Source organism: Ferruginibacter paludis, from assembly GCF_030409685.1.
Lineage (GTDB): Bacteria > Bacteroidota > Bacteroidia > Chitinophagales > Chitinophagaceae > Ferruginibacter > Ferruginibacter paludis.
Window position 1 is genome coordinate 143,351 of record NZ_JAUFQJ010000013.1, and the last position, 21,885, is coordinate 165,235.

Annotated in this window: 17 protein-coding genes; 13 read left to right on the forward strand and 4 right to left on the reverse strand. The window is 40.8% G+C overall.

Features of this window, described 5'->3' with window-relative positions:
- The first annotated feature begins 134 nt into the window (after positions 1–134).
- The 8 genes from murD to QWZ08_RS19035 all read left to right on the forward strand — a co-directional run bounded on the left by murD (position 135) and on the right by QWZ08_RS19035 (position 12,265).
- On the forward strand, positions 135–1,523 hold the full coding sequence (murD, locus tag QWZ08_RS19000; RefSeq protein WP_290339112.1) for a UDP-N-acetylmuramoyl-L-alanine--D-glutamate ligase: 1,389 nt from the start codon (positions 135–137) through the stop codon (positions 1,521–1,523).
- Positions 1,524–1,651: 128 nt separating this feature from the next.
- Entirely contained in the window at positions 1,652–2,944 is a 1,293-nt protein-coding gene (locus QWZ08_RS19005) for an FtsW/RodA/SpoVE family cell cycle protein (RefSeq protein WP_290339113.1), read from the forward strand.
- A 165-nt stretch (positions 2,945–3,109) separates the two neighbouring features.
- Positions 3,110–4,276, forward strand: coding sequence for an undecaprenyldiphospho-muramoylpentapeptide beta-N-acetylglucosaminyltransferase (gene murG / locus QWZ08_RS19010; RefSeq protein WP_290339114.1), 1,167 nt, complete (start codon positions 3,110–3,112; stop codon positions 4,274–4,276).
- Positions 4,277–4,350: 74 nt separating this feature from the next.
- On the forward strand, positions 4,351–5,799 hold the full coding sequence (gene murC / locus QWZ08_RS19015; RefSeq protein ID WP_290339115.1) for a UDP-N-acetylmuramate--L-alanine ligase: 1,449 nt from the start codon (positions 4,351–4,353) through the stop codon (positions 5,797–5,799).
- Positions 5,800–5,850: 51 nt separating this feature from the next.
- Positions 5,851–7,062, forward strand: a complete 1,212-nt coding sequence (locus tag QWZ08_RS19020) for a hypothetical protein (RefSeq protein ID WP_290339116.1) — start codon at positions 5,851–5,853, stop codon at positions 7,060–7,062.
- A 107-nt stretch (positions 7,063–7,169) separates the two neighbouring features.
- A complete protein-coding gene (gene ftsA / locus QWZ08_RS19025; protein WP_290339117.1) occupies positions 7,170–8,594 on the forward strand; it encodes a cell division protein FtsA in 1,425 nt (474 codons plus the stop codon).
- A gap of 236 nt (positions 8,595–8,830) precedes the next feature.
- Complete coding sequence (gene ftsZ / locus QWZ08_RS19030) at positions 8,831–10,726, forward strand: cell division protein FtsZ (RefSeq protein ID WP_290339118.1); 1,896 nt, start codon at positions 8,831–8,833, stop codon at positions 10,724–10,726.
- Between the two features lie 291 nt (positions 10,727–11,017).
- The gene (locus QWZ08_RS19035; RefSeq protein ID WP_290339119.1) at positions 11,018–12,265 is read left to right on the forward strand and encodes an ATP-binding cassette domain-containing protein; all 1,248 of its coding nucleotides are present in this window, start codon (positions 11,018–11,020) and stop codon (positions 12,263–12,265) included.
- 30 nt (positions 12,266–12,295) lie between these two features.
- On the opposite strand, the gene QWZ08_RS19040 is transcribed toward QWZ08_RS19035, so the two are convergent.
- Positions 12,296–13,648, reverse strand: a complete 1,353-nt coding sequence (locus QWZ08_RS19040; RefSeq protein WP_290339120.1) for a right-handed parallel beta-helix repeat-containing protein — start codon at positions 13,646–13,648, stop codon at positions 12,296–12,298.
- 253 nt (positions 13,649–13,901) lie between these two features.
- On the opposite strand from QWZ08_RS19040, the gene QWZ08_RS19045 reads away from it, so the two are divergent.
- The 4 genes from QWZ08_RS19045 to QWZ08_RS19060 all read left to right on the forward strand — a co-directional run bounded on the left by QWZ08_RS19045 (position 13,902) and on the right by QWZ08_RS19060 (position 18,081).
- The gene (locus QWZ08_RS19045; protein WP_290339121.1) at positions 13,902–15,890 is read left to right on the forward strand and encodes a KUP/HAK/KT family potassium transporter; all 1,989 of its coding nucleotides are present in this window, start codon (positions 13,902–13,904) and stop codon (positions 15,888–15,890) included.
- Positions 15,891–15,912: 22 nt separating this feature from the next.
- The gene (locus QWZ08_RS19050; protein WP_290339122.1) at positions 15,913–16,227 is read left to right on the forward strand and encodes a rhodanese-like domain-containing protein; all 315 of its coding nucleotides are present in this window, start codon (positions 15,913–15,915) and stop codon (positions 16,225–16,227) included.
- Between the two features lie 204 nt (positions 16,228–16,431).
- Positions 16,432–17,220 carry an alpha/beta hydrolase gene (locus QWZ08_RS19055; RefSeq protein WP_290339123.1) on the forward strand — a complete coding sequence of 263 codons (789 nt, stop codon included), beginning with the start codon at positions 16,432–16,434 and terminating at the stop codon, positions 17,218–17,220.
- A 42-nt stretch (positions 17,221–17,262) separates the two neighbouring features.
- A complete protein-coding gene (locus tag QWZ08_RS19060) occupies positions 17,263–18,081 on the forward strand; it encodes an alpha/beta hydrolase (RefSeq protein ID WP_290339124.1) in 819 nt (272 codons plus the stop codon).
- A 1-nt stretch (position 18,082) separates the two neighbouring features.
- Here the strand turns inward: QWZ08_RS19060 and QWZ08_RS19065 are convergent, their stop codons facing one another.
- The 3 genes from QWZ08_RS19065 to QWZ08_RS19075 are packed head-to-tail and all read right to left on the reverse strand — an operon-like array spanning position 18,083 to position 20,816.
- On the reverse strand, positions 18,083–18,994 hold the full coding sequence (locus tag QWZ08_RS19065) for a S66 peptidase family protein (RefSeq protein WP_290339125.1): 912 nt from the start codon (positions 18,992–18,994) through the stop codon (positions 18,083–18,085).
- Complete coding sequence (locus QWZ08_RS19070) at positions 18,991–20,013, reverse strand: S66 peptidase family protein (RefSeq protein WP_290339126.1); 1,023 nt, start codon at positions 20,011–20,013, stop codon at positions 18,991–18,993. Before QWZ08_RS19070 ends, QWZ08_RS19065 begins: the two co-directional genes overlap by 4 nt.
- Positions 20,014–20,045: 32 nt before the next feature.
- Complete coding sequence (locus QWZ08_RS19075; protein WP_290339127.1) at positions 20,046–20,816, reverse strand: NUDIX hydrolase; 771 nt, start codon at positions 20,814–20,816, stop codon at positions 20,046–20,048.
- A 205-nt stretch (positions 20,817–21,021) separates the two neighbouring features.
- Between QWZ08_RS19075 and QWZ08_RS19080 the strand changes: the two genes are divergently transcribed.
- Positions 21,022–21,870, forward strand: a complete 849-nt coding sequence (locus tag QWZ08_RS19080; RefSeq protein WP_290339128.1) for a DUF4405 domain-containing protein — start codon at positions 21,022–21,024, stop codon at positions 21,868–21,870.
- Positions 21,871–21,885: the final 15 nt, after the last annotated feature.

Here is a 21,885-nt window from a genome sequence, read left to right on the forward strand (position 1 = left end):
TTAAATTCTTTGCTGTTGAAAAACCTATTTTACTATTACAACAACTGAATCAACAGAACAAATGCTCTGTCAAATTTGATGCTGTTGAAAAACCACTTTTTAAAGCCTTAACGGGCAATTATTTATTTGTATAAATGCATGCAGCAACAAACATAGCAGGTCAAAAACCGGTAGTTAACAATAACGCTAAAAAGCTGGCGATATTGGGTGCCGGCGAAAGTGGCGTTGGCGCCGCATTACTGGCAAAGCAACAAGGCTATGATGTTTTTGTAAGTGATGGCGGACCTATCAAAGAAATATACAGAGCCGAATTGCAGCAGGCCCAAATTGCTTTTGAAGAAGCGCAGCATACAGAAATCAAAATTTTATCTGCAGATGAGGTAATCAAAAGTCCGGGCATTTCGGAAAAAAATGAATTGGTAAAAAAGATAAGAGCTAAGGGAATACCGGTTATCAGCGAAATAGAATTTGCCTATCGCTACAAAGGGGATAGCAAAATTATCGCCATCACCGGCAGTAATGGAAAAACCACTACTACTGCATTGATTTATCATATGTGCAAACTTGGTGGTAAGGACTGTGCCATGGTAGGAAACATCGGGTATTCGTTTGCAAAGCAGGTAGCTGACGACCCGAAGCCACTGTATGTTGCAGAAATAAGTTCTTTTCAGCTGGATGATATAAAAACGTTTCGTCCGGATGTGGCGGTGTTAACCAATATTACCGAAGATCATTTGGACAGGTATAATTATAACATTCAAAATTACATTGACAGTAAGTTTCGGATAGTAGAAAATCAACAACCCGGAGATGTATTTATCTATTGTCTGGATGATGAAACAACAGTAAAAAATATTAACAAGTACAACATTAAATCAACCTTATACCCAATTACCATGAGTAAAGAATTGCCGCAGGGAGCATACCTGGCCAATGTAAAGATGCACCTGAAATGGAAAAGTGAAGAAATGCAGATGAGCATTGACGACTTTAAGTTAAAGGGTAAACACAATCAATATAACAGTATGGCAGCAAGTTTAGCCGCAACAGCAGTTGATATAAGAAAGGAAAAAATAAGGGAAGCACTGCAAACATTTGAAACCCTGGAGCATCGCATGGAACCCGTTGCTACAATAAAAGGCGTTGAATTTATTAACGACAGTAAAGCAACCAATGTAAACAGCACCTGGTTTGCACTGGAGAGTATGGAGAAGCCGGTTGTATTGATTTTGGGTGGTGTTGATAAAGGAAACGATTATTCAACCATGAAGGAAATGGTTGCTGAAAAAGTGAAAGCCATTGTGTGCATGGGTGCCGACAACATTAAAATTCACGAGGCATTTGAAACCCTTGTTTCAGCAATGGTAAATACATCTTCGGCTGAAGAAGCTGTACAGGCAGCATTTCATTTTGCAACCAAGGGCGATGTTGTTTTGTTAAGCCCCGCATGTGCAAGTTTTGATTTATTCAAAAATTATGAAGACAGGGGCAACCAGTTTAAACAGGCAGTAAAGAATTTGTAAGTAACCTATACTTCGTTAGTAGTTTAATCTATGTTGATTAAAAACCACTAACGGTGGCTAAAGAGACGAACGGTGAATTGAAATAAATTGTTTAATAAAATCAACAATAAAATGTCCTAAAAAAAGGAATGGCAGATAACATCAACATAAAGGATTTTTTTACACCCAACATCAGTAATATGGGCGATAACCTGGTTAGCAAAACCAGGGGCGACAGGGTGATATGGGCCATCGTTGTAATCCTCACGCTGGCAAGTTTACTGGTGGTGTACAGCAGCACCGGTTCACTGGCATACAGGCACAGCAAAAGCACGGAGAGTTTTTTATTCAAACAATTTGCGTTCATTATTTTAGGCGTCATCATTATTTATTTTGCGCACAGGGTAAACTATACCATTTATTCCCGGATAGCACTGATACTTTTTTTGATAGCTGTACCGTTGCTCATTTACACCCTCTTTTTTGGAACCAAATTAAATGAAGGCAGCAGGTGGATCAAGCTACCGGTTATCAACATGACCTTTCAAACATCCGACCTGGCAAAGCTGGCTTTATTCATGTACATGAGCCGGCAATTAAGCCGCAAGCAGCTGGTAATAAAAGATTTTAAAAAAGGATTTTTGCCCATCATTATTCCGGTGGGTATTATCTGTGTATTGATAGCGCCGGCCAATTTATCTACTGCTATACTGGTAGCAGCAACCAGCTTGTTGCTGATGTTTATTGGTCGCATCAGTACCAAACACATTTTGCTAACTATAGGGATTGCTGCGATACCAGTGATTATTTTATTAACGATCGCTGTAAAGTATTACGACAAGCAAGAGCATAAAACAGCAGAGTTACCGGCAATTTTTTCTGCCGGAAGGATTCCCACCTGGATCGGACGTATACAAACTTTCATGTACAGCCATAAGGAGGACGACAATGAAAAATCATACCAGATCAACCAGGCAAAAATTGCTATTGCCAATGGTGGCTGGTTTGGTGTTGGTCCGGGCAACAGCAGTGCCCGCAACTTTTTGCCGCACTCCTACAGCGATTTTATTTTCGCCATTATACTGGAAGAGTATGGCTTGCTGGGCGGGACATTTATTGTGTTTATATACCTGCTGTTTTTGTACCGGTGTATCAGGCTGTACCGGAAATGCCCTTTTGCATTTGGTGCATTCCTGGCGCTGGCCCTTAGTTTTACGCTGGTGATTCAAGCCATCGCCAACATGGGTGTCAACGTAAATGTATTTCCAAATACAGGTGTAACACTTCCGCTAATCAGTATGGGCGGAAGTAGTTTTTTATTCACCTGTATGTCAATAGGCATTATTTTAAGTGTAGCAAGAAATGTGGAGCAGCAGGAAGGAAAAAGTGTTTTGGCAGAGGTAAAAGCGCCCACATCTTCTCAACAGGAAGAAGAGGAGTAGTAAAATTGTGTGACCAGCTTTTTGTCCTGTGTGCATCATCGTTGTGTCACTCACTTGTACAAAAAAAACAGTAAGGGGCGTGAAGAGTATAGCAATTAGAAAACCACTAAAAAATTGAAAATAAAAAGTAAAAATTAAAAAATAAAAAAGTGCAGTAGCCAAAAAATGAATGATGATCAAAACATAATTTCTCTTCAGAATTCTCCCTCGGGGGGTGGATGGGCTGCTTTACGCATCATCATCGCAGGCGGAGGAACCGGCGGACATATTTTTCCCGCCATAGCAATTGCCAATGCCTTAAAAAAAATACAACCTGAAGCAGAAATTTTATTTGTAGGAGCCAAAGGTAAAATGGAAATGGAAAAAGTACCGCTGGCGGGATATACAATTGAAGGGTTGAATATTGCCGGCTTTAACAGAAGTTCTTTGATAAAAAATATTGCTCTTCCTTATAAACTGGTACAAAGTTTTTTACAGGTAAGGCAAATTTTCAAAACGTTTAAACCCGTTGCCGTAATTGGCGTAGGAGGTTATTCAAGTTTCCCTGTATTGAGGTTTGCGCAATCAAAAGGCATCAAAACTTTTATACACGAAGCCAATTCTTTTGCCGGAAAAAGCAATATGCTGCTGGGTAAAAAAGCCACACGGATTTATACAGCAACGGATGGGATGGAGAAATTTTTTCCAGCTCATAAAATAATGATTACCGGCAACCCTATAAGGGAAAGTATTGCCAGTAGTAGCGTTAGCAGGGAAGATGCCCTTCGTTTCTTTAACCTGGATCCCTATAAAAAAACAATCTTGTCTATTGGCGGAAGTTTGGGTGCTAAAAATATAAATGAAGCACTGGCGGCGCACCTGGATCAATTTGAAAAAAATGATTTGCAGTTGATCTGGCAAACAGGCAAGCCGTTTTTTTTAACAGCCGAACAAGCAGCCGATGATAAAGCAACTATTTGGGTAAACGATTTTATCATGCAGATGGAATACGCCTATGCTGCGGCAGACGCAGTCATCAGCAGAAGCGGCGCCATGTCGGTATCAGAATTATGCGTACAAAAAAAGGCAGTGTTATTTGTGCCCTATCCGTTTGCTGCGGAAGATCACCAGACTGCCAACGCAAAAAACCTGGTGGATAAAAATGCCGCGATGATGATCAAAGACAGTGATGCCATGAACAGTTTGGTGCCGTCAATTATTGCATTGGTGAAAGATGAACAAAAATTGGAAACGTTTAAAAATAATATTGGTAAACTGGCGATCACAAATGCAGATGAAGTGGTTGCAAAAAACATAATCCAATCCATCCGGCAGGATCAGGCCGCAGCCTGATCAGCTTGAAGAAACAAAAGAAACACTTTAAATTAATTTGGAAAATCAGCAACACCGGGTTTCAAAAAAAATAAATGAACAACTACAATAATATATTGACCTCGCTAAAGATAAAGCCGGTAGCAGAAAATGAAACCGCGGCAATTTATTTTTTAGGCATCGGTGGTATTGGTATGAGTGCACTGGCAAGGTATTTTAATAGCATCGGTGTACGGGTAAGTGGTTATGATAAAACGCCTACGGCATTAACACGCCAGTTAACAGCAGAAGGAATTAACATTCATTTTGAAGATAGCGTTGAGTTGATTGATAAAGCGGTACAGTTAGTGGTGTACACACCAGCAGTACCTGTCAATCACACAGAACTAAATTTTTATCAGCAACACAATTATACAGTAATAAAACGCAGCGATGTATTGCAGGCAATCACCGAAAATTCTTATAACGTCTGTATTGCAGGTACGCATGGCAAAACTACTACCAGTACAATGGTAGCCCATATCCTAACCCATAGCGGGTTTGGTTGCAATGCTTTCCTTGGTGGCATCGCGGTAAATTATGACACCAACTTTTGGGGTAGCGAAAAAAATGTGTGTGTAGTGGAAGCGGATGAATATGACAGAAGCTTTTTAAAACTGAGTCCGGACGTAGCAATCATCAGCAGCATGGATCCCGATCACCTGGATATTTATGGCACGGCTGAAAATATGGAACAGGCATTTATTGATTTTTCAGCACGTATAAAACCAGGCGGTTTGTTGCTCAGTAAATTCGGCCTTGAAAGAGGGAAAGAATTGAGAGGCGATCAACGTTTAACCTATCATCTTGATAACAGCAATGCTGATGTGTATGCAACCAATATTACAATGAGTAACGGTAGCTATCACTTTGATGTAGTCAAAGCTAAAGAAGGCTCTGCCGGAAATTCGATTTTAAAAAACGTGGTATTGAATATGGGTGGCCTGCACAATATTGAAAATGTACTGGCGGCAATTGGTGTTGCACATCACTTGCAAATTGACGATAACAAAATCACTGATGCGGTGGCGGCTTTCAGGGGAGTGAAAAGACGGTTTGAATACATTGTAAAAGCGGAAAAACTGGTGTACATAGATGATTATGCGCACCATCCGGAAGAGTTGCGGGCTTTGATAACCGGCGCAAAAAAATTATTTGCCAATAAAAAATGCGTGGTTGTTTTCCAACCGCATCTTTTTAGTCGTACCAAAGATTTGGCGGATGGTTTTGCTGAAGTGCTTGACCTGGCAGACGAAATAATTTTATTGCCAATTTATCCGGCGAGGGAATTGCCAATGGAGGGAGTTAGCAGTGACATGATTATTGAAAGAATGCACAGTGAAAGTAAAATGGTGTTGAGCAAAGAAAACTTACTGAAGCATTTGGCACAGGAAAAGGAAGCGCACGTGGAAGAAGGGTTTGAAGGGACATTAATTATCACAGCCGGCGCAGGCGACATTGACACATTGATAGAACCAATAAAAGCAATAATTGAAAAAAAATAATTAAATACGTTCTCCGCAGATTTTCCTTACGGCAGATATTGGAAGCTTAACATGGTAATAAAAAAAGCAATAGTAAAAAAAATAGCGACCTCCATATGGATTGCCATTGGTATTGGTGCTATTGTGTTGCTCGTTGCTGCCATAAAGCGAAAAGATGCCCAGCATTGCAGTGGCATGAGTATAACGATTGAAGGAGTGAATAATAATTTTTTTGTTGATAAGAAGGACATTGCAAACGCCATAGCATTTGTGGTAGGCGGCAGTGTTACCGGCAAAGCAATGAGTGCGTTTGATTTAAAAAAACTCGAAATCGCACTGCAAAAAGATGTCTGGGTTAAAACATCCCAGCTGTTTTTTGACAATAATAATAAGCTGGTGGTTAAGGTGATAGAGCGGGAACCGGTGGCCAGGGTATTTACTACAGCAGGTACTACTTTTTACATTGACAGTTCATTGGCTATGCTGCCGCTCAGTGAAAAGTTCTCTGCCAGGTTGCCCGTGTTTACTGGCTTTCCTTCAGATAAAGCAGTATTGTCGCCGCAGGACAGTGCCTTGCTGAAAGATATTTTGACCGTGAGTATGGCCATACAAAAAGACAGTTTTAATATGGCCATGATAGACCAGGTAGACATTACGTCGCAACGCATTTTTGAAATGGTGCCCAAAATAGGTAACACCATTATTGTGTTTGGCGATGCAACCGATGTGGCTGCCAAATTTTATAAACTCCAGTTGTTTTATAAAGAGGTAATGGTAAAAACTGGTTGGAATAAATACAGTGAAATAAATGTACAATACAACGGACAGGTAGTGGCAAAAAGAAAAGGAGCAGAAGATAAATCAATAGACAGTTTGCGCACGCTGCAGCTAATGCAGGCCATCGCTGAAAATACTGAACGGCTGTCAAACGATTCGTTACATATGATTACGGCTGACAATGAAAACAACACAACCAATGCCGACCTGGTGCAGCAGTCTATACAGCGGGATGATGAGCCCGGAGGCAGAGCGACTGATAAGCCAGCTCCGTCAATTGTTTCCGTTACTAAACCTGCAGCTGTTACAAAGCCACTGGTAGCTTTAATGCCCAAGCTGGCTTCGGTGGGTGTAAAAAAGCCGGTGGTTGCAAAACCTGCGGGCACAGTAGCAAGACCGAAGCCAGCGGTTGTAAAGCCAGCTATCAGACCAATTGTAAAGCCAAAGGCAGTGTTACCAAAACCGGTAGCTAAGCCACAGGTAAAAAACCCAGGCAATGAGTATTGACAATATGATGAAGATCGTCGAAGCAAAGAAGTAAAAATTAAAAAGTAAAATAGTAGCATCATAATAAAACCAAACACACAAACAAACACACATACAAACACACAACTATGAGCAACGAACAAAACATGACAAACGATAGCGGGGTGGCAAATACCAATCCCGTAATTGTTGGTCTGGATATCGGTACAACAAAGATTGCCGCCATTGCGGGTCGTAAAAATGAATTTGGTAAGCTGGAAATATTGGGCTTTGGCCGTGCCAACAGCAATGGCGTACAACACGGAATGGTGTTGAACATTGATCAGACGATTAAAGCCATTCAGACTGCACTGGAAAACTGCTATGCATCCAACCCTAACCTGGTATTGAACGAGGTATATGTAGGTATTGCGGGGCATCACATTAAAAGCCTGCAAACCCGTGGTGATATTGTTCGCCAGGCAACGGAAGAAGAAATCAGGCAGGAGGAAATTGACCGCCTCATTGCTGATCAGTACCGCACTTATATTCCAGCCGGCGACCAGATCATTGATGTTATTCCGCAGGAATTTACGGTGGATAATTTTCAGAATATTCCTAACCCGATTGGCTATAGTGGCGTGAAAGTTGGTGCCAATTTTCACATCATCACCGGCGATAAAAATGCCATCCGCAATATTAACCGCAGCGTGGAAAAAGCGGGTTTAAAAACACAGGATTTGGTGTTGCAGCCTTTGGCATCTGCAGCAGCTGTGATGTGCGACCAGGACCTGGAAGCAGGTGTTGCTATTGTTGACATTGGTGGCGGCACAACTGACCTGGCTGTTTTTTATGAAGGTATTTTAAAGCATACCGCAGTAATTCCATTCGGGGGTGAAAATATAACCAACGATATTAAGAATGGGTTAGGCGTTTTAAAAACACAGGCCGAACAAATGAAAGTTCAGTTTGGCAGTGCGTTGGCGGATGAAGCAAAAGCAAATGCATTTATAACCATACCGGGTTTGCGTGGAATGCAACCAAAAGAAATCAGCGTAAAAAACCTGGCAGGTATTATACAGGCCCGCATGAGCGAAATTATGGATTTTGTCAGTTATCATTTAAAGCAGGTTGGTTTGGATACAAGGTTACTGAATGGTGGTGTAATTCTTACTGGTGGCGGTTCACAGCTAAAGCATTTAATTCAGCTGACGGAATATGTTACCGGTCTGAATGCAAGAATTGGTTATCCGAATGAGCACCTGGCGGGTGGTCATATAGATGAACTAGCCAAGCCAATGTACAGCACTTGTATCGGTTTAATATTAAAGGGATACAATGATTATGAAAATAAGGCCAAGCAGTTTGAAGAAAATTTCCGCAAGGTGGAAGTGCCGCAAACCTTGCAAAAACCACCAGTGGATGAAGTGCTGGATGTTGCTGCGGAAGAGCCGGAACCAATGGAAGTAAAAGTGAGCAAGGTAAAGGAACGCAAATCGCTGAAAGGATTTATGGACTCTTTTAAAATAGGTTTGATAGACCTGTTTAAGGAAGAGGAAGATTCCAAATTCTAAACAGCTTTGACAGTTGCAGTTCTTTACAGCTGATGCACAAAAGGAACTCACTTTTTTAAATATAATCACAAGAGGTATTTATAAATACGCAATAAAAATGGCAGTTTATTAACCCAATTACAGTAACAGCACGTTTTTTTCTGCCTTACTAACTGAAAAAATAAAGTGCGAAAATCAAAAAAATACGGTTTCATTTTTAAATCATCAAATGGAATTGTATTTAGGAGAAACAAATTATGATACATTTTGATTTGCCAAAAGAACAGTCGTCTATCATTAAAGTAATAGGCGTTGGTGGCGGTGGAAGCAATGCAGTAAACCACATGTTTTCGCAAAACATTGAAGGGGTAAACTTCATCATCTGCAATACAGATGCGCAGGCAATCGCCCAAAGCAAAGTACCAAATAAAATTCAGCTTGGGCCTCACCTGACACAGGGACTTGGTGCGGGCGCCAATCCCGATATTGGTAAACAGGCAACGGAAGAAAGCCTGGAAGAAATAAAACGGATACTGGAAGTGAATACCAAAATGGCTTTCATTACTGCAGGTATGGGCGGAGGTACCGGCACGGGGGGTGCACCAATTCTTGCAAAAATTTGTAAGGATCTTGGTATACTTACGGTAGGTATAGTAACTACTCCGTTTGCCTATGAAGGCAAAAAAAGGCTGGCACAGGCGGAAGCAGGTATCAGTTTACTGAAAGATCATGTGGATACTTTATTGGTGATAAGCAATGATAAACTGCGCCACCAGTTTGGCAACTTAAAAATGAAGGAAGCTTTTGCCAAAGCGGATAATGTATTGGCCACGGCAGCCAAATGTATTACCGACGTAATCAACAGCACCGGCCAGATCAATGTGGATTTTGCCGACGTTTGTACTGTAATGAGTAAAGGTGGTGTAGCGATTTTAGGCAGTGCATCTGCACAGGGTGAAAACAGGGCGCAACAGGCAATTGAGGATGCATTGAATTCTCCGTTGCTGAACGACAACGATATCCGCGGCGCCAAATGGATACTCATCAACATTAATAGTTGTGAAGGCGAAAATGAATTCACTATGGATGAGGTGGAAATTATTCAAAACTATTTGATGGCACAGGCCGGACCGGATAGTGATGTAATTTTGGGATTAGGTTATGACAATTCACTGGGGTCGGAAATAAGCATTACACTCATCGCAACAGGTTTTGAGCATAAAGATCCTTTTGCAAAAACCATCAACCAGCCAAAAGAGGAAAAGAAAAACGATAAAATTGTAATGACCCTGGCAACGCCTGAAAAGGATGTGGTTAAAATGCAGCAACAACCAACGCTGCAATTTGAAGATTTGGAAGAAGTAAAACCGGTAGCCAGGGTAGCACCTGTTGCGGCGGAAAAAGTGGTACACGAACTGTTTACACCGCCCGTGGAAGCGCCGTCAGCGTTGACAAACGTAGTTTTACCAGGTAAAAATACTGGGGAAAAATCGCAGGAGGAATCTGTGTTTTTTGAGATATCTTCGGCATCAGATCAAAGTCCTGTAATAGAGTTTGATATACCTGAGCCACCTGTACCCGTTGACAAGCCAGCAACTGCCACCAAAACAATATTTTCATTAGATAGTAAAAAAGAAGCTAGCACCCCTCCTGTATCGTCTGCAGGTGGATTTTTGGCTAAGCCTTCCAGGATTTATGTGGAAGAGCAGCCGAAACCAGAGTCCAACACTAAGGAAGAACTGACCTCTTTGCGGAGTACAGTGAAGGAAGACGAGCCTTTATTTGAAATGCAAATGGTGGTTAAAGAATCCCAAAAGGCGGCGGAGGAGCAACAGCCAATTGTACAACAAACTCAGCCAATCATGATGTCCAATGTTGAGGAGCGGGCGATGCCTGACGAAACGGAGGAATTACGGCGCCGGGCTATGGATCGAATTGCAAAACTGCGTAATTTGTCATTCAATATTAATGCAGCCGATCCGAATAATGAGTTTGAAACGGTACCTGCCTACCTCCGCCGCAATATGGATTTACATAATTCCATTGCGGACGTAGAAAGTTTTTACAGCAACTACACTGTAAAATCAGACGAAAATAACCAGGCCGAAATAGGCACCATCAATACATTTTTAGACGGTAAAAAACCAGATTAAATGTTGTTCTTATAGTTTGTATAAAGGCCCCTTGCTGCAAAGTAAGGGGCTTGTGTTTGCAGGGCTATTGTTGAAATTAAATAATGTTTGTCCCGGCTAAGATGCAATGTGGATCATAGTTGCATCGCCCTCTTTTACTTTTACAGCTCTTTTGTACAATCTCCAATCCGGCGGTTTTTTAATTGCATGCCGCCGTAAACACAAAAAAGCCTCCCGTGAAAAGAACCGCCTTTTGTAAACTATCTTGCAGGCAGGACTTGTAAAAAGCAGATTTTAAACATATATATAGCAATGAAAGAAAATCATTGGGCAGTTTTTTTGTCGGACAAAGCAGATAAACAATTACTGACAGGGCAGTTACTAAGCAATAAAAAGCCTTTACCTTTTGACGCTTTCAATCAATTGAAAGGAGTATTGTTTTCTCCTTTTTTAATTAAGGAAATCATTGAAGAAGAGGAGCGGCACGACCAGGTGGAAGTGGCAACCAATCTTAACCGTCACCTGCGGTCGCTATCAGGTGGCGAACAAAAAAAGGCCTTGTTGCAATACCTGTTGTTGCAGCAACCTGATTTTATCATTGCGGACAATCCTTTCGATAACCTGGATACCAGTTCACAAAAAGCATTGCTGGAAATGCTGCAGGAAATAAGTCAGCATACGTACATTATTCAACTAATTAACCGGGCAAAGGATTGCCTGCCATTTATTGAAAAGTCTGTTTGTATTGGAGATGATAATTGTATTGTTCCGGTTACTAGTTTAAGGGAATATGTACAGCAACAAGAGCAAGTTAGCCGGATCAAATTGAACGGCCGCATACCGGTATCTGATCATTTTTATGATGCAGTTGAAAATCCGCTTGTTCAATTTAATAATGTAAGTGTTCAGTACGAAGGGAGGATGATTGTCAACAACATCAACTGGCAAATCAATGCCGGGGAGTTTTGGCAACTGACCGGGCCGAATGGCGCAGGTAAAACAACACTACTGTCAATGATTACCGGCGATAACCCAAAAGGATATGGGCAGGATTTGATTTTGTTTGGCAAAAGAAAAGGCAGTGGTGAAAGTGTGTGGTCTATTAAGCAAAAGATAGGTTATTTTACCAGCGCCATGACCGATTTGTTTAGCAGGCTTAGTACAGTAGAAGAAATGGTATTGTCTGGTTTTTTTGATTCTGTCGGCCTGTATATAAAACCATCCGGCAGGCAAATAAAACTGGCGGATGAATGGCTGGCGCTGATCGGCTTATTACCGCTGAGAAAGAAACATTTCTACCGGCTTTCGCCAGGGCAACAGCGGATGGTATTGATTGTAAGGGCCATGGTAAAACACCCGCCTTTACTTATCCTGGATGAACCAACGGCTGGGGTTGACGATCAAAATGTTTCAATCATTATTGCATTGATCAATAAAATGGCAATAGAAAGTAAAACCACTATATTATACGTTTCGCACAGGGCAGAAGAAGGACTTAAACCAAACTATCGTTTTGAATTAACGCCTGGTAACGCTGGGTCAACTGGCAAAATAATATAACGGGTAATTAGCACAGCTTGTTAATAAATACTACGGATTTTTAAATTCTGTACTGTTATTGATGAAGTTTATCTGCGTAAAATTTACAGGCGTATTAACATCTGCTTTCTTTTGAATGATGAAACGGCTGTTGCGGATCGTCGCTTTTTCCTGATCAGTCCTGGCATTACCCGTATTCAGCCAGGCCAGGTGTTTAAGATGCGGTATAAAAGTGCAGCTATCAAATAATATCCTTCTTGGTCCATCACATTCTATCAAAAATTTCCCATAAGGTTCCTGCCCTTTATAAGGTTTATCTTCAAAAATACAATTGATGTAGCGGGTTGCATCCACATCGTTATCTGCATTATAACCATGCACAATACTACCGTAAATATTACACCCTGTAAAAGTAAACCTGGGCATGGTAACCCAAACTGACCAATTGGAAGTTCCCCAGAAAAGACAATTATTAAATCGGCAATCACTGGCTTTACCTCCGCCGGTTACCATGCCACAGCCGGTATTGTCGATAAATTCACAATTATCAAATTGGCCATTGGTTACAGGTCCCACTTCAGCTTCAATATCTACTCCGGCACCTGGAGGCGAAAAGTAAGCGCCTTTTCCACTGTGATTGAATTTACAATTCTTTGCAATCAAAAAATTGCCTCCCACCCAGGATAATCCCTGCCGGCAATTGTATTCAAATGCTGAATTTGAAATATGTATATCATCTTTTGAAACGGATGGCGCATTCATTATTTCAATGCCGTCCAGTCCAAAATAACTTGCAGTTAAACGGTCGATAAAAATCGAGCGTGAGTCACGGATAAAAATGCCTACATGTTGCAATTGAATACCCTGATCATCATACCGGCCCCCAAAATGGATCAATTTATTATTGCCATTTAATACCAGGTTGTTAAGCGTGATCTTATTACAATTGGTAAGACTAATGCAGTTCCCAATATCTCCTGCATATTTTACCACTGGCGCTGCGGGGTTGTTGCCGTTAAAAGTTTCACCTGTTACCGGGTCAAAACTTCCGAGTTTAAGTTTATCCTCATATTTTATAACAGTGCCTTTTTCACCCTGCAGCACCAGGGAACTGATATTTTTAAAGTCAAGAATATGAACACCCATATAGGCGCCCCTGCTTACATCCCCGTTGCTAAAACTTTGTTTCCCTACAATATAAACTCCTTTCGGAATTACCAATGTGCCATTGCCACCACGCCCGTTAAAAAAAGCTGCCGCCTTAACAAAAGCCTCTGTATCGTTTGTTTTACCATCTCCTTTGGCACCAAAACCATGTATATTTTTGGTAACAGGTTTTTGTGCGTTGATCGGGCTGAAATTAAAAATGCAGGTAAAAAATAGAAGTGCAAAATAGTTAGTCATATTATCTCATTTGAATATATTCATATTTTCTGGACAGTGCTTTTTGAGCATCCCGGGACTTAAATCATTACCACATCTGTTTCAAAAATAAACCTACGACATAAAATTTGTTTAACAGAACCTTTAGCAGTCAGCGGTTGTTAAAATTATTCTGGGTAAAATAACGCTTTTCCATATACATTTGTGGCGGTATTTGCAGTATGAAATAGCGTACAGCGCTGCTGCCAAAGCCCTCTTACCAAAAATATAGCTAGTGCAAAAACAGGTTAACAAAGTAACAGCTGCAGGTTTAATTGTTGCTTTAGGAATTATTTACGGAGATATAGGAACTTCTCCGTTGTACGTTTTCAATGCCATTATTAATAGCAAACCAATAAGTGAAATCCTCATAGTAGGTGGCTTATCCTGTATTATCTGGACGCTTACCCTCCAAACAACACTTAAATATGTGGTGCTTACTTTAAGGGCGGATAACAAAGGAGAAGGAGGCATATTTTCATTGTATACACTTGTAAGGCGACAAAAACGATGGCTGGTGATTCCAGCGATGATTGGCGGAGCTGCCCTACTGGCCGATGGTATGATCACACCGCCCATCTCTGTTTCTTCAGCAATTGAAGGTTTAAAACAGATTGATGCATTCAAACACATTGAGCAAATCACCATAATTTATATCGTGCTGGGTATATTGTTATTCCTGTTTTTTTTACAACAATTTGGTACCGCTTCTATAGGCAAATTGTTTGGCCCTATTATGATGATTTGGTTTACCATGCTGGCCGTATTTGGTATCATTCACCTTACAGATGACTGGGATATTTTCAGGGCCTTCAATCCCTATTACGCGATTAAACTACTGACAAATTATCCCAAGGGATTTTGGATATTGGGAGCGGTTTTCTTGTGTACAACAGGTGCAGAGGCATTGTACAGCGACCTTGGCCATTGCGGACGGGCCAATATCCGTTTCTCCTGGATATTTGTAAAAAGCTGCCTTATATTAAACTACCTGGGTCAGGGCGCCTGGTTATTATCGCATCATGGCGGCCAGACTATTACAGATGAAATGATAAAAAGTGGTTTCAATCCTTTTTTCGGTGTAATGCCGGAGCAGTTCCGGTTGATCGGTTTGGTAATTGCAACCCTGGCAGCCATCATTGCCAGCCAGGCATTGATCAGCGGTTCCTTTACTTTGATTTCGGAAGCTATCCGCCTGAATCTTTGGCCTAAGATGAAAATTAATTATCCGTCTGAAGCCAAAGGCCAGTTGTATATTCCCGGAATTAACCTGTTACTTTTTATAGGTTGCTGTACCATTGTATTGTATTTTAAATCGTCCAGCGCCATGGAAGCGGCGTATGGTTTGGCTATCACTTTGTGTATGCTGGCCACTACTATTTTGTTTGCCAATTACTTAATCTCCCGCAGAACTTCCAGTGTCTGGATCTACCTTTTTTTAGCGGTATATCTTTCTATCGAAATAAGTTTTCTATCAGCCAATCTTGATAAATTTCCGCACGGTGGTTTTATAGCCCTGCTGGTAGGCGGAGGTTTATTTGTAGTGATGTATGTGTGGTACCGCAGCCGTAAAATTAAAAACCGCTACGTTGAGTTTGTGCGCATGGAAGAATACATTCCCAAGCTGGAAGAACTAAGTAATGATACAACAGTGCCGAAATATGCCACACACCTGGTGTACATGACAAGTGCCAACAATCCAAAAGAAATTGAACATAAAATTATTTACAGCATCTTAAGCGGCAAACCCAAACGAGCCGATATTTTTTGGTTTGTACACCTGGATACACTGGATGATCCTTACACCTGTGAATACATCGTTGACCACATCATTCCCAACGATATTATCCGCGTGGAATTCAGGCTGGGCTTCAGGATTGCGCCAAGGGTAAACCTGATGTTTAAGAAAGTGGTGGAAGATCTGGTGGCCAATAAAGAGGTAAATGTTACCAGCCGCTACGAAAGTCAGCAACGCAATAACGTTGTGGGCGATTTTCAGTTTGTGGTGATGGAAAAATTCTTGTCACAGGACAATGAACTGCCATTCATGGAGCGGATCATCATGCATTTGTATTTCTGGATAAAGGAAATTTCTTTGAGTGAAGAACGTGGTTTTGGCCTGGAGCAAAGCAATGTATCGGTAGAAAAATATCCATTGGTAGTGGCGCCCACCAGCAAGTTTAAATTAAGAAGAATTTATACTGACGAGGAAGAAGAAGTGTAGCCTATTTAAACCTGCTTACAACATGCAGCAAACAAAAAGCATTACCGTTATCCAGTTAAAGGAACTGATGGATAATCAATCAGATTTCCAGTTGATTGATACGAGGGAGGCATACGAACATGCCAGTTTTAATATCGGTGGTACATTATTTCCGCTGGCAGAAATCACCAAACACATTGCTGAAATAGAAAAAGAGAAGCCGGTGATATTATATTGCCGGGCTGGGGTACGCAGCCAGATTGCCATTCAGCGCCTGCTGCAAAAATTTCCTTTTCAAAACTTATACAATCTTACTGGCGGCACCGAAGCCTGGAAGCGTACTTTCGAAATCCGGTAAAAGTAATCATTAAAAAAGATCCGGGCGTGTCCGCCAGGCGGCCGGGCTATCCACTCCAAGTCCGGCACAGCCCCTGCGCACCAATCCTCACCGGGCTTTCCGTTACTATCTCTCACGCAAATGCAGCGTTCAGTCATTTCATTTTGCTTTATTATTTGTACATTCAGCAATGGCAGTAAGCATAAATTAAACTGCCCAACTAACTTGTCATCTACCATCATCTATATAATCATTGGCTACCTGGTTTTGCTCGCCGTAGCTTACCTGGCGCAGGAACGGTTTATTTTTAAACCCGAAAAATTAAAGCCCGATTTTAAATACCAGTACGATGTGCCATTCAGGGAATTATTTTTTGATGTGGCAGAAGGCGTAAGCATCAATGGACTTCACTTTTATGTTGAAAAACCTTTCGGCCTGATCCTGTATTTTCATGGTAATTCAAGAAGTATAAAGGGCTGGGCAAAATATGCCAAAGATTTTTACCGCTATGGCTATGATGTGGTGCTGGTAGATTACCGCGGTTTTGGAAAAAGCACGGGCAAAAGAAGTGAAAAAGACATGCACAAAGACATGCAGTTTGTATACGATACACTCGCCACTAAGCATCATGAAAATCACCTGATTATTTATGGAAGAAGCCTGGGAAGCGGTTTTGCAGCTAATTTGGCCAGCGAGAACAAGCCCCGGTATTTAATTTTAGATGCACCTTATTTTAGCTTTAAAAAAGTGGTTGAACGTTTTTTACCCATCTTGCCGATGCGTTTTGTGTTGCGGTTTCACATGCGTACTGATAAATGGATACCAAAAGTTAACTGCCATACCTACATTTTACATGGTACCAAAGACTGGCTGATACCTATCAGCAACAGCGAAAAATTGCAGGCCTTAAATCCACGGAAAATAACCCTGATACGCATACAGGGCGGTGGCCACAATAACCTGCCTTCCTTTCCGGAATATCATAATTTCATCAGGGATATTTTAGCGCCCTGATATCAGTAAATGTGTTGGGCAACTTTAGAATAAATACTTCAGATGAATAACAGGATAAAAATTAAAGTGAGGAAGTGGCTAAAATGGTTGGTTATTGTATATGTATGCATCGGGATTGCTTTGTATTTTTTGCAGAACTTGTTTTTGTTTCACCCGGTACATCTTGCCAGGAATTACCAGTATCATTTTAATGTTCCATTTAAAGAATATGACATTCCTTTTAACACAAAAGATACCATCAATATGGTGAAATTTTTTCCGGCAGATTCACTGCGAAAAGGAGTTGTCATTTACTTTCACGGTAACCGGGGCAATATCAACCGCTATGCAAAATTTACATCCAATTTTACCAAACATGGCTATGAAGTATGGATGGCAGATTACCCGGGTTTCGGAAAAAGTACAGGTACACGAAATGAAAAAATATTGTACCGGCAGGCAGAACAAATCTATGCTTTGGCAGCTGCAGCCTTTCCTGCTAACAATATTGTTGTTTACGGCAAGTCATTTGGCACCGGCATTGCGGCTTACCTTGCATCCACACAACAATGCAGCCAACTGATTTTAGAAACACCTTATTACAGCATTGCCGATTTGTTTGGCTGCTATGCACCCATTTATCCTGTAAGCGCCATGGCTAACTATACTATTCCATCCAACAAATACCTGGCTAAAATCAAAGTGCCCGTCACCATTTTTCATGGAACATCAGATGGGGTAATTCCTTACAGTTGTGCTTCCAGACTAAAAAAGGTTTTAAAACCAACTGATCAGTTTATTACAATCCAAAATGGCACGCATCATAACCTCAACGAGTATGCGCTTTTTCATCAAAAGCTGGATTCTTTGCTGCTGCAATAATTTATTGTTCCGATAACTGCACTTTAGTTTTACCAACAGTCAACTGGTAAGTACCACCTATTTTTAATGCATAGTTTTCCGTACCATGGCTAACCGGGAAGTGAAAGCATATGGGGTAAGCATAATCTTTTACTATATCATAAATCACTTCATCAATATTTTTCCCAAATGGCCTGTCTGTATCTTTCATATCCGTAAAACCGCCGATAATTAAACCGGCAAGGTTATCCAGTTTGCCACTGCGTTTTAACTGGTACAACATACGGTCGATGCCATAAAGATATTCTCCGATGTCTTCGATAAAAAGTAATTTATTTTTTGTGTTGACGTCAGATGGTGTACCTGTTAAATGTGCCAGCAGCGAAAGGTTGCCACCCACCAGTTCACCGCTTGCGTTTCCCTGCTGGTTGTACGCATGAGTACCTGAGGTGTATTTATTTTTTTTACCAGCCAGCATTTGTTTCAAAGAGAGCACATACTCATTTTCCGCACCACCATCATTAAAAGCGGATGCCATTGGCGCATGTATGCTGGCTGTTTTGCAGGTTGTAAAAATATGATTTTGCAAAACAGTGATGTCACTAAAACCAATGATCCATTTGGGTTTTCGCTTAAATTTTTTAAAATCGAGCCGGTCAATAATTCTGCTGGTACCGTAGCCGCCGCGGCCACATAAGATAGCGTGGATGCTGTCATCATCCAGCATTGTCTGTAACTCGTTCAGCCGTTCTTCATCGGTACCTGAAAAATAGTTTGCTGAGTTACTGCCCAGTGTTTTGCCCACCATTACCTGGTAGCCCCATTGTTGTAATGTATCAATACATGTCTGTGCTTTTTCTTTGGCCATATAACCGGCCGGGCAGGTAATGCCAATCGTGTCGCCTTTTTTTAAATAGGGAGGAGTTTTTATCATAATTTTTCAGTTAGCATGCTGCTATTTAATTCAACTTTTAAGGTATGCTTTACACCACATTTTAAAGCAACATTATATTTCTGATGTCCCACCGGAAAATCAAATGCCACCGGAAAATCATATTCCTTTACTTTCTCCAGCACGATATCTTCCAGTGCTTTTCCAAATTCTTCACCGGGATCATCAGGTTTTATTTTGAAGCCACCTACAATCAAACCGGCAAGGGAAGAAAGCTTACCACTTCTTTTTAAGTTCCAGAACATACGGTCAATGCTGTACAAATACTCACCGGTATCTTCTACAAAAAGTATTTTATTTTTTGTGATGATATCGCTTTTACTGCCTGCCAAAGACTCAAGCGTTTTTAAATTGCCACCAACCAAAGTGCCGGTTGCAACGCCCAATTTGTTTTTAATATTTGGCAAAAAAGAATAAGTCATTTTCTCCCCAATGAGGCATTTGAAAATACTTTCTATACTTTCTCTCTGCACAGGTTCTGCAAGGTTCCAGTCTGCCGGAAAACTGTTACACATTTTTGAATGAACGGATGCAACTCCATAGTTACGGTTCAGGTGACTGTGCAGCACGGTAATGTCGCTGAAGCCTATGATCCATTTCGGGTGCAGTTCAAACTGTTTAAAATTCAGACTGTCAATGATTCTTACAGCACCATAACCTCCCCGTGCACAAAGGATAGCCTTTATTTTTTTGTCATCCAGCATTTGCTGAAAGTCATTTCTCCTTTCTTCGTCGGTACCGCCAAAAGTAAAATCCTTTTTTCCAACTGTAGTACCAAAACTTATTTTAAAGCCCCATTCAGTTAATTTGTTCACTGCCGGTAACATGTCTTCATTGGTAATGAAGCCGGCAGGGCAGGTAATTCCGATAGTGTCGTCTTTTTTTAAGTAAGAAGGTATAACAGTTTTACCTTCAGGTTCTTCAGAAGATGCAATTGTTGCAATTCCTGGAAACGAGGCTGCCAGCGGTACTACAGAGGATATAAATTTTTTTCGGTTCATCGTGTGTCAATTGAGTATTGCTTACCGTCCCGTTATAATTCAAAGCCCATTCCACCTTTTAAAGCTTTTTGATATTTACGTAAATCAAATTTGTACAACCACGGAGCCTTATGTGCTACGCCTTTTTTTGTTTCATTTAATCTTTTTAAAATGCCCGTACTTAAAATTTTTCGCTGAAAATTTCTCCGGTCGAGTTTCCGGTCCAAAATTGTTTCGTACAATTTTTGTAGTTCCGGCATCGTAAATTTTTCGGGTAAAAGATTATACCCAACCGGATGGTAATTTAATTGGGATTGCAAATTCTCCAGCGCTTTTTTTAAAATTTCACGATGGTCCAGCAACATCTCAGGTATGTCATGAATATTAAACCATTCGCAGGAACTGGATAAAACATCGGGTACCGGCTTTACCTCAGGAAAATTCACCAGCGCTGAATAACCAACGGTTACAAATCTTTCAAACATCCAGCTTTCATTAATTTTTACGCCTGCATTTTTTAAAAACTGCTGATTGATTTTTTTTGTCGATCTTGATGGATCACTGAATACATGAAACTGCTGCATGTAAATTTCTTCCAGTCCTGTACGTTCCTTTAGAATTCGTTTGGCCGATTCGTCCATGTGTTCATCTTTTAACACGAAGCCACCCGGCAGCGCCCATAGTTTGGCATACTTGGCATATAATAACAATACTTTTAATTCATTTTTATCAAATCCAAAAATGATGCAGTCAACAGAAATATTACGCAGATATTTTTCATGACCAAGCAAAAAGTGCTCGCTTAATTCTTTATCGAAACTCATACTATAAAAATAAAGGGCTGCAGGCACATTAAAAATAAAATTATTGGAGAAAAAAAATAATTTACCATTGTGTCATATTAACGCAATGAACTTTTATCTTTGTGAAATAAGAACGATCAGGCCGTTGTCGCAATTTTTTAACGCTTTGTCTCATTTCAAAAAGTGGGCGGTAATTGTTAATTAAGTTTGCAGACAATTAAAAATTATGAAAAAGAAAAACATCATCAGCCTTAGCATTGCACTGGCTTTTTTATTCCTGTCCGTTACCGGTTTACTGCTTTATTTCGGTTTAAAACCAGAGTTTGTAACATCTATCCACGTGTTGCTTGGCCTGGTATTTATTGGCTTTGCCTTTTTCCATATTAAAAATAACTGGCCCTCTCTGAAAGTATATACCAAGGATCGTAAAGAAGGTGGCATAAAAAAAGAGTTTCTTGTTGCCGCTGCAGTTGTTGGCATTTTTTTATTAGGTGCCGGGTTTAGCCTCCCGCCTTTCGGAGAGATACAGCATTTTGGAGAAGACTTAACCCGTGGTGGCGGTGGCAAAGGCGGCCGTATGGAAAAAGCATCTTTTGATAAGATTATTACCAATAAGGATAAACAGGGCAAAACCATTCAATTGATTATTGAAAAAAGTAACGAAGTAATTACGCCTGTTATCACTATCTGGACAAACGATACAGCCGGTAATTTTATCGATAATCTTTTTGTGCCGGCCAAAACAATTGAGGTCACTTCCGGTGAGGCCGATAAACGCCATGCGTTGTATGAAGGCGAGACTGAAACTAACAGTTTTACACCTGCAATGTCACCGGGCTGGCAGGCTGCTACAAAGGATACGGCAACCAATTATGCTGAGGCTACACCTACCGATAATTTTTTTCTTACCACTAAAACAAAAGCGGGTGATACATTTCAGTTGATGCTGGAAATAAAAGACAATGGCAAAACCGAATTGTACAAAGCACTCGTGGATAGAACAAAAAGTAATGCAGTTGCTTTAAAAGCCGCGAATGGGGCATTACTGGTGAGAGCTGTTGCTGAACTGGAATAAAAAAATTACATCACT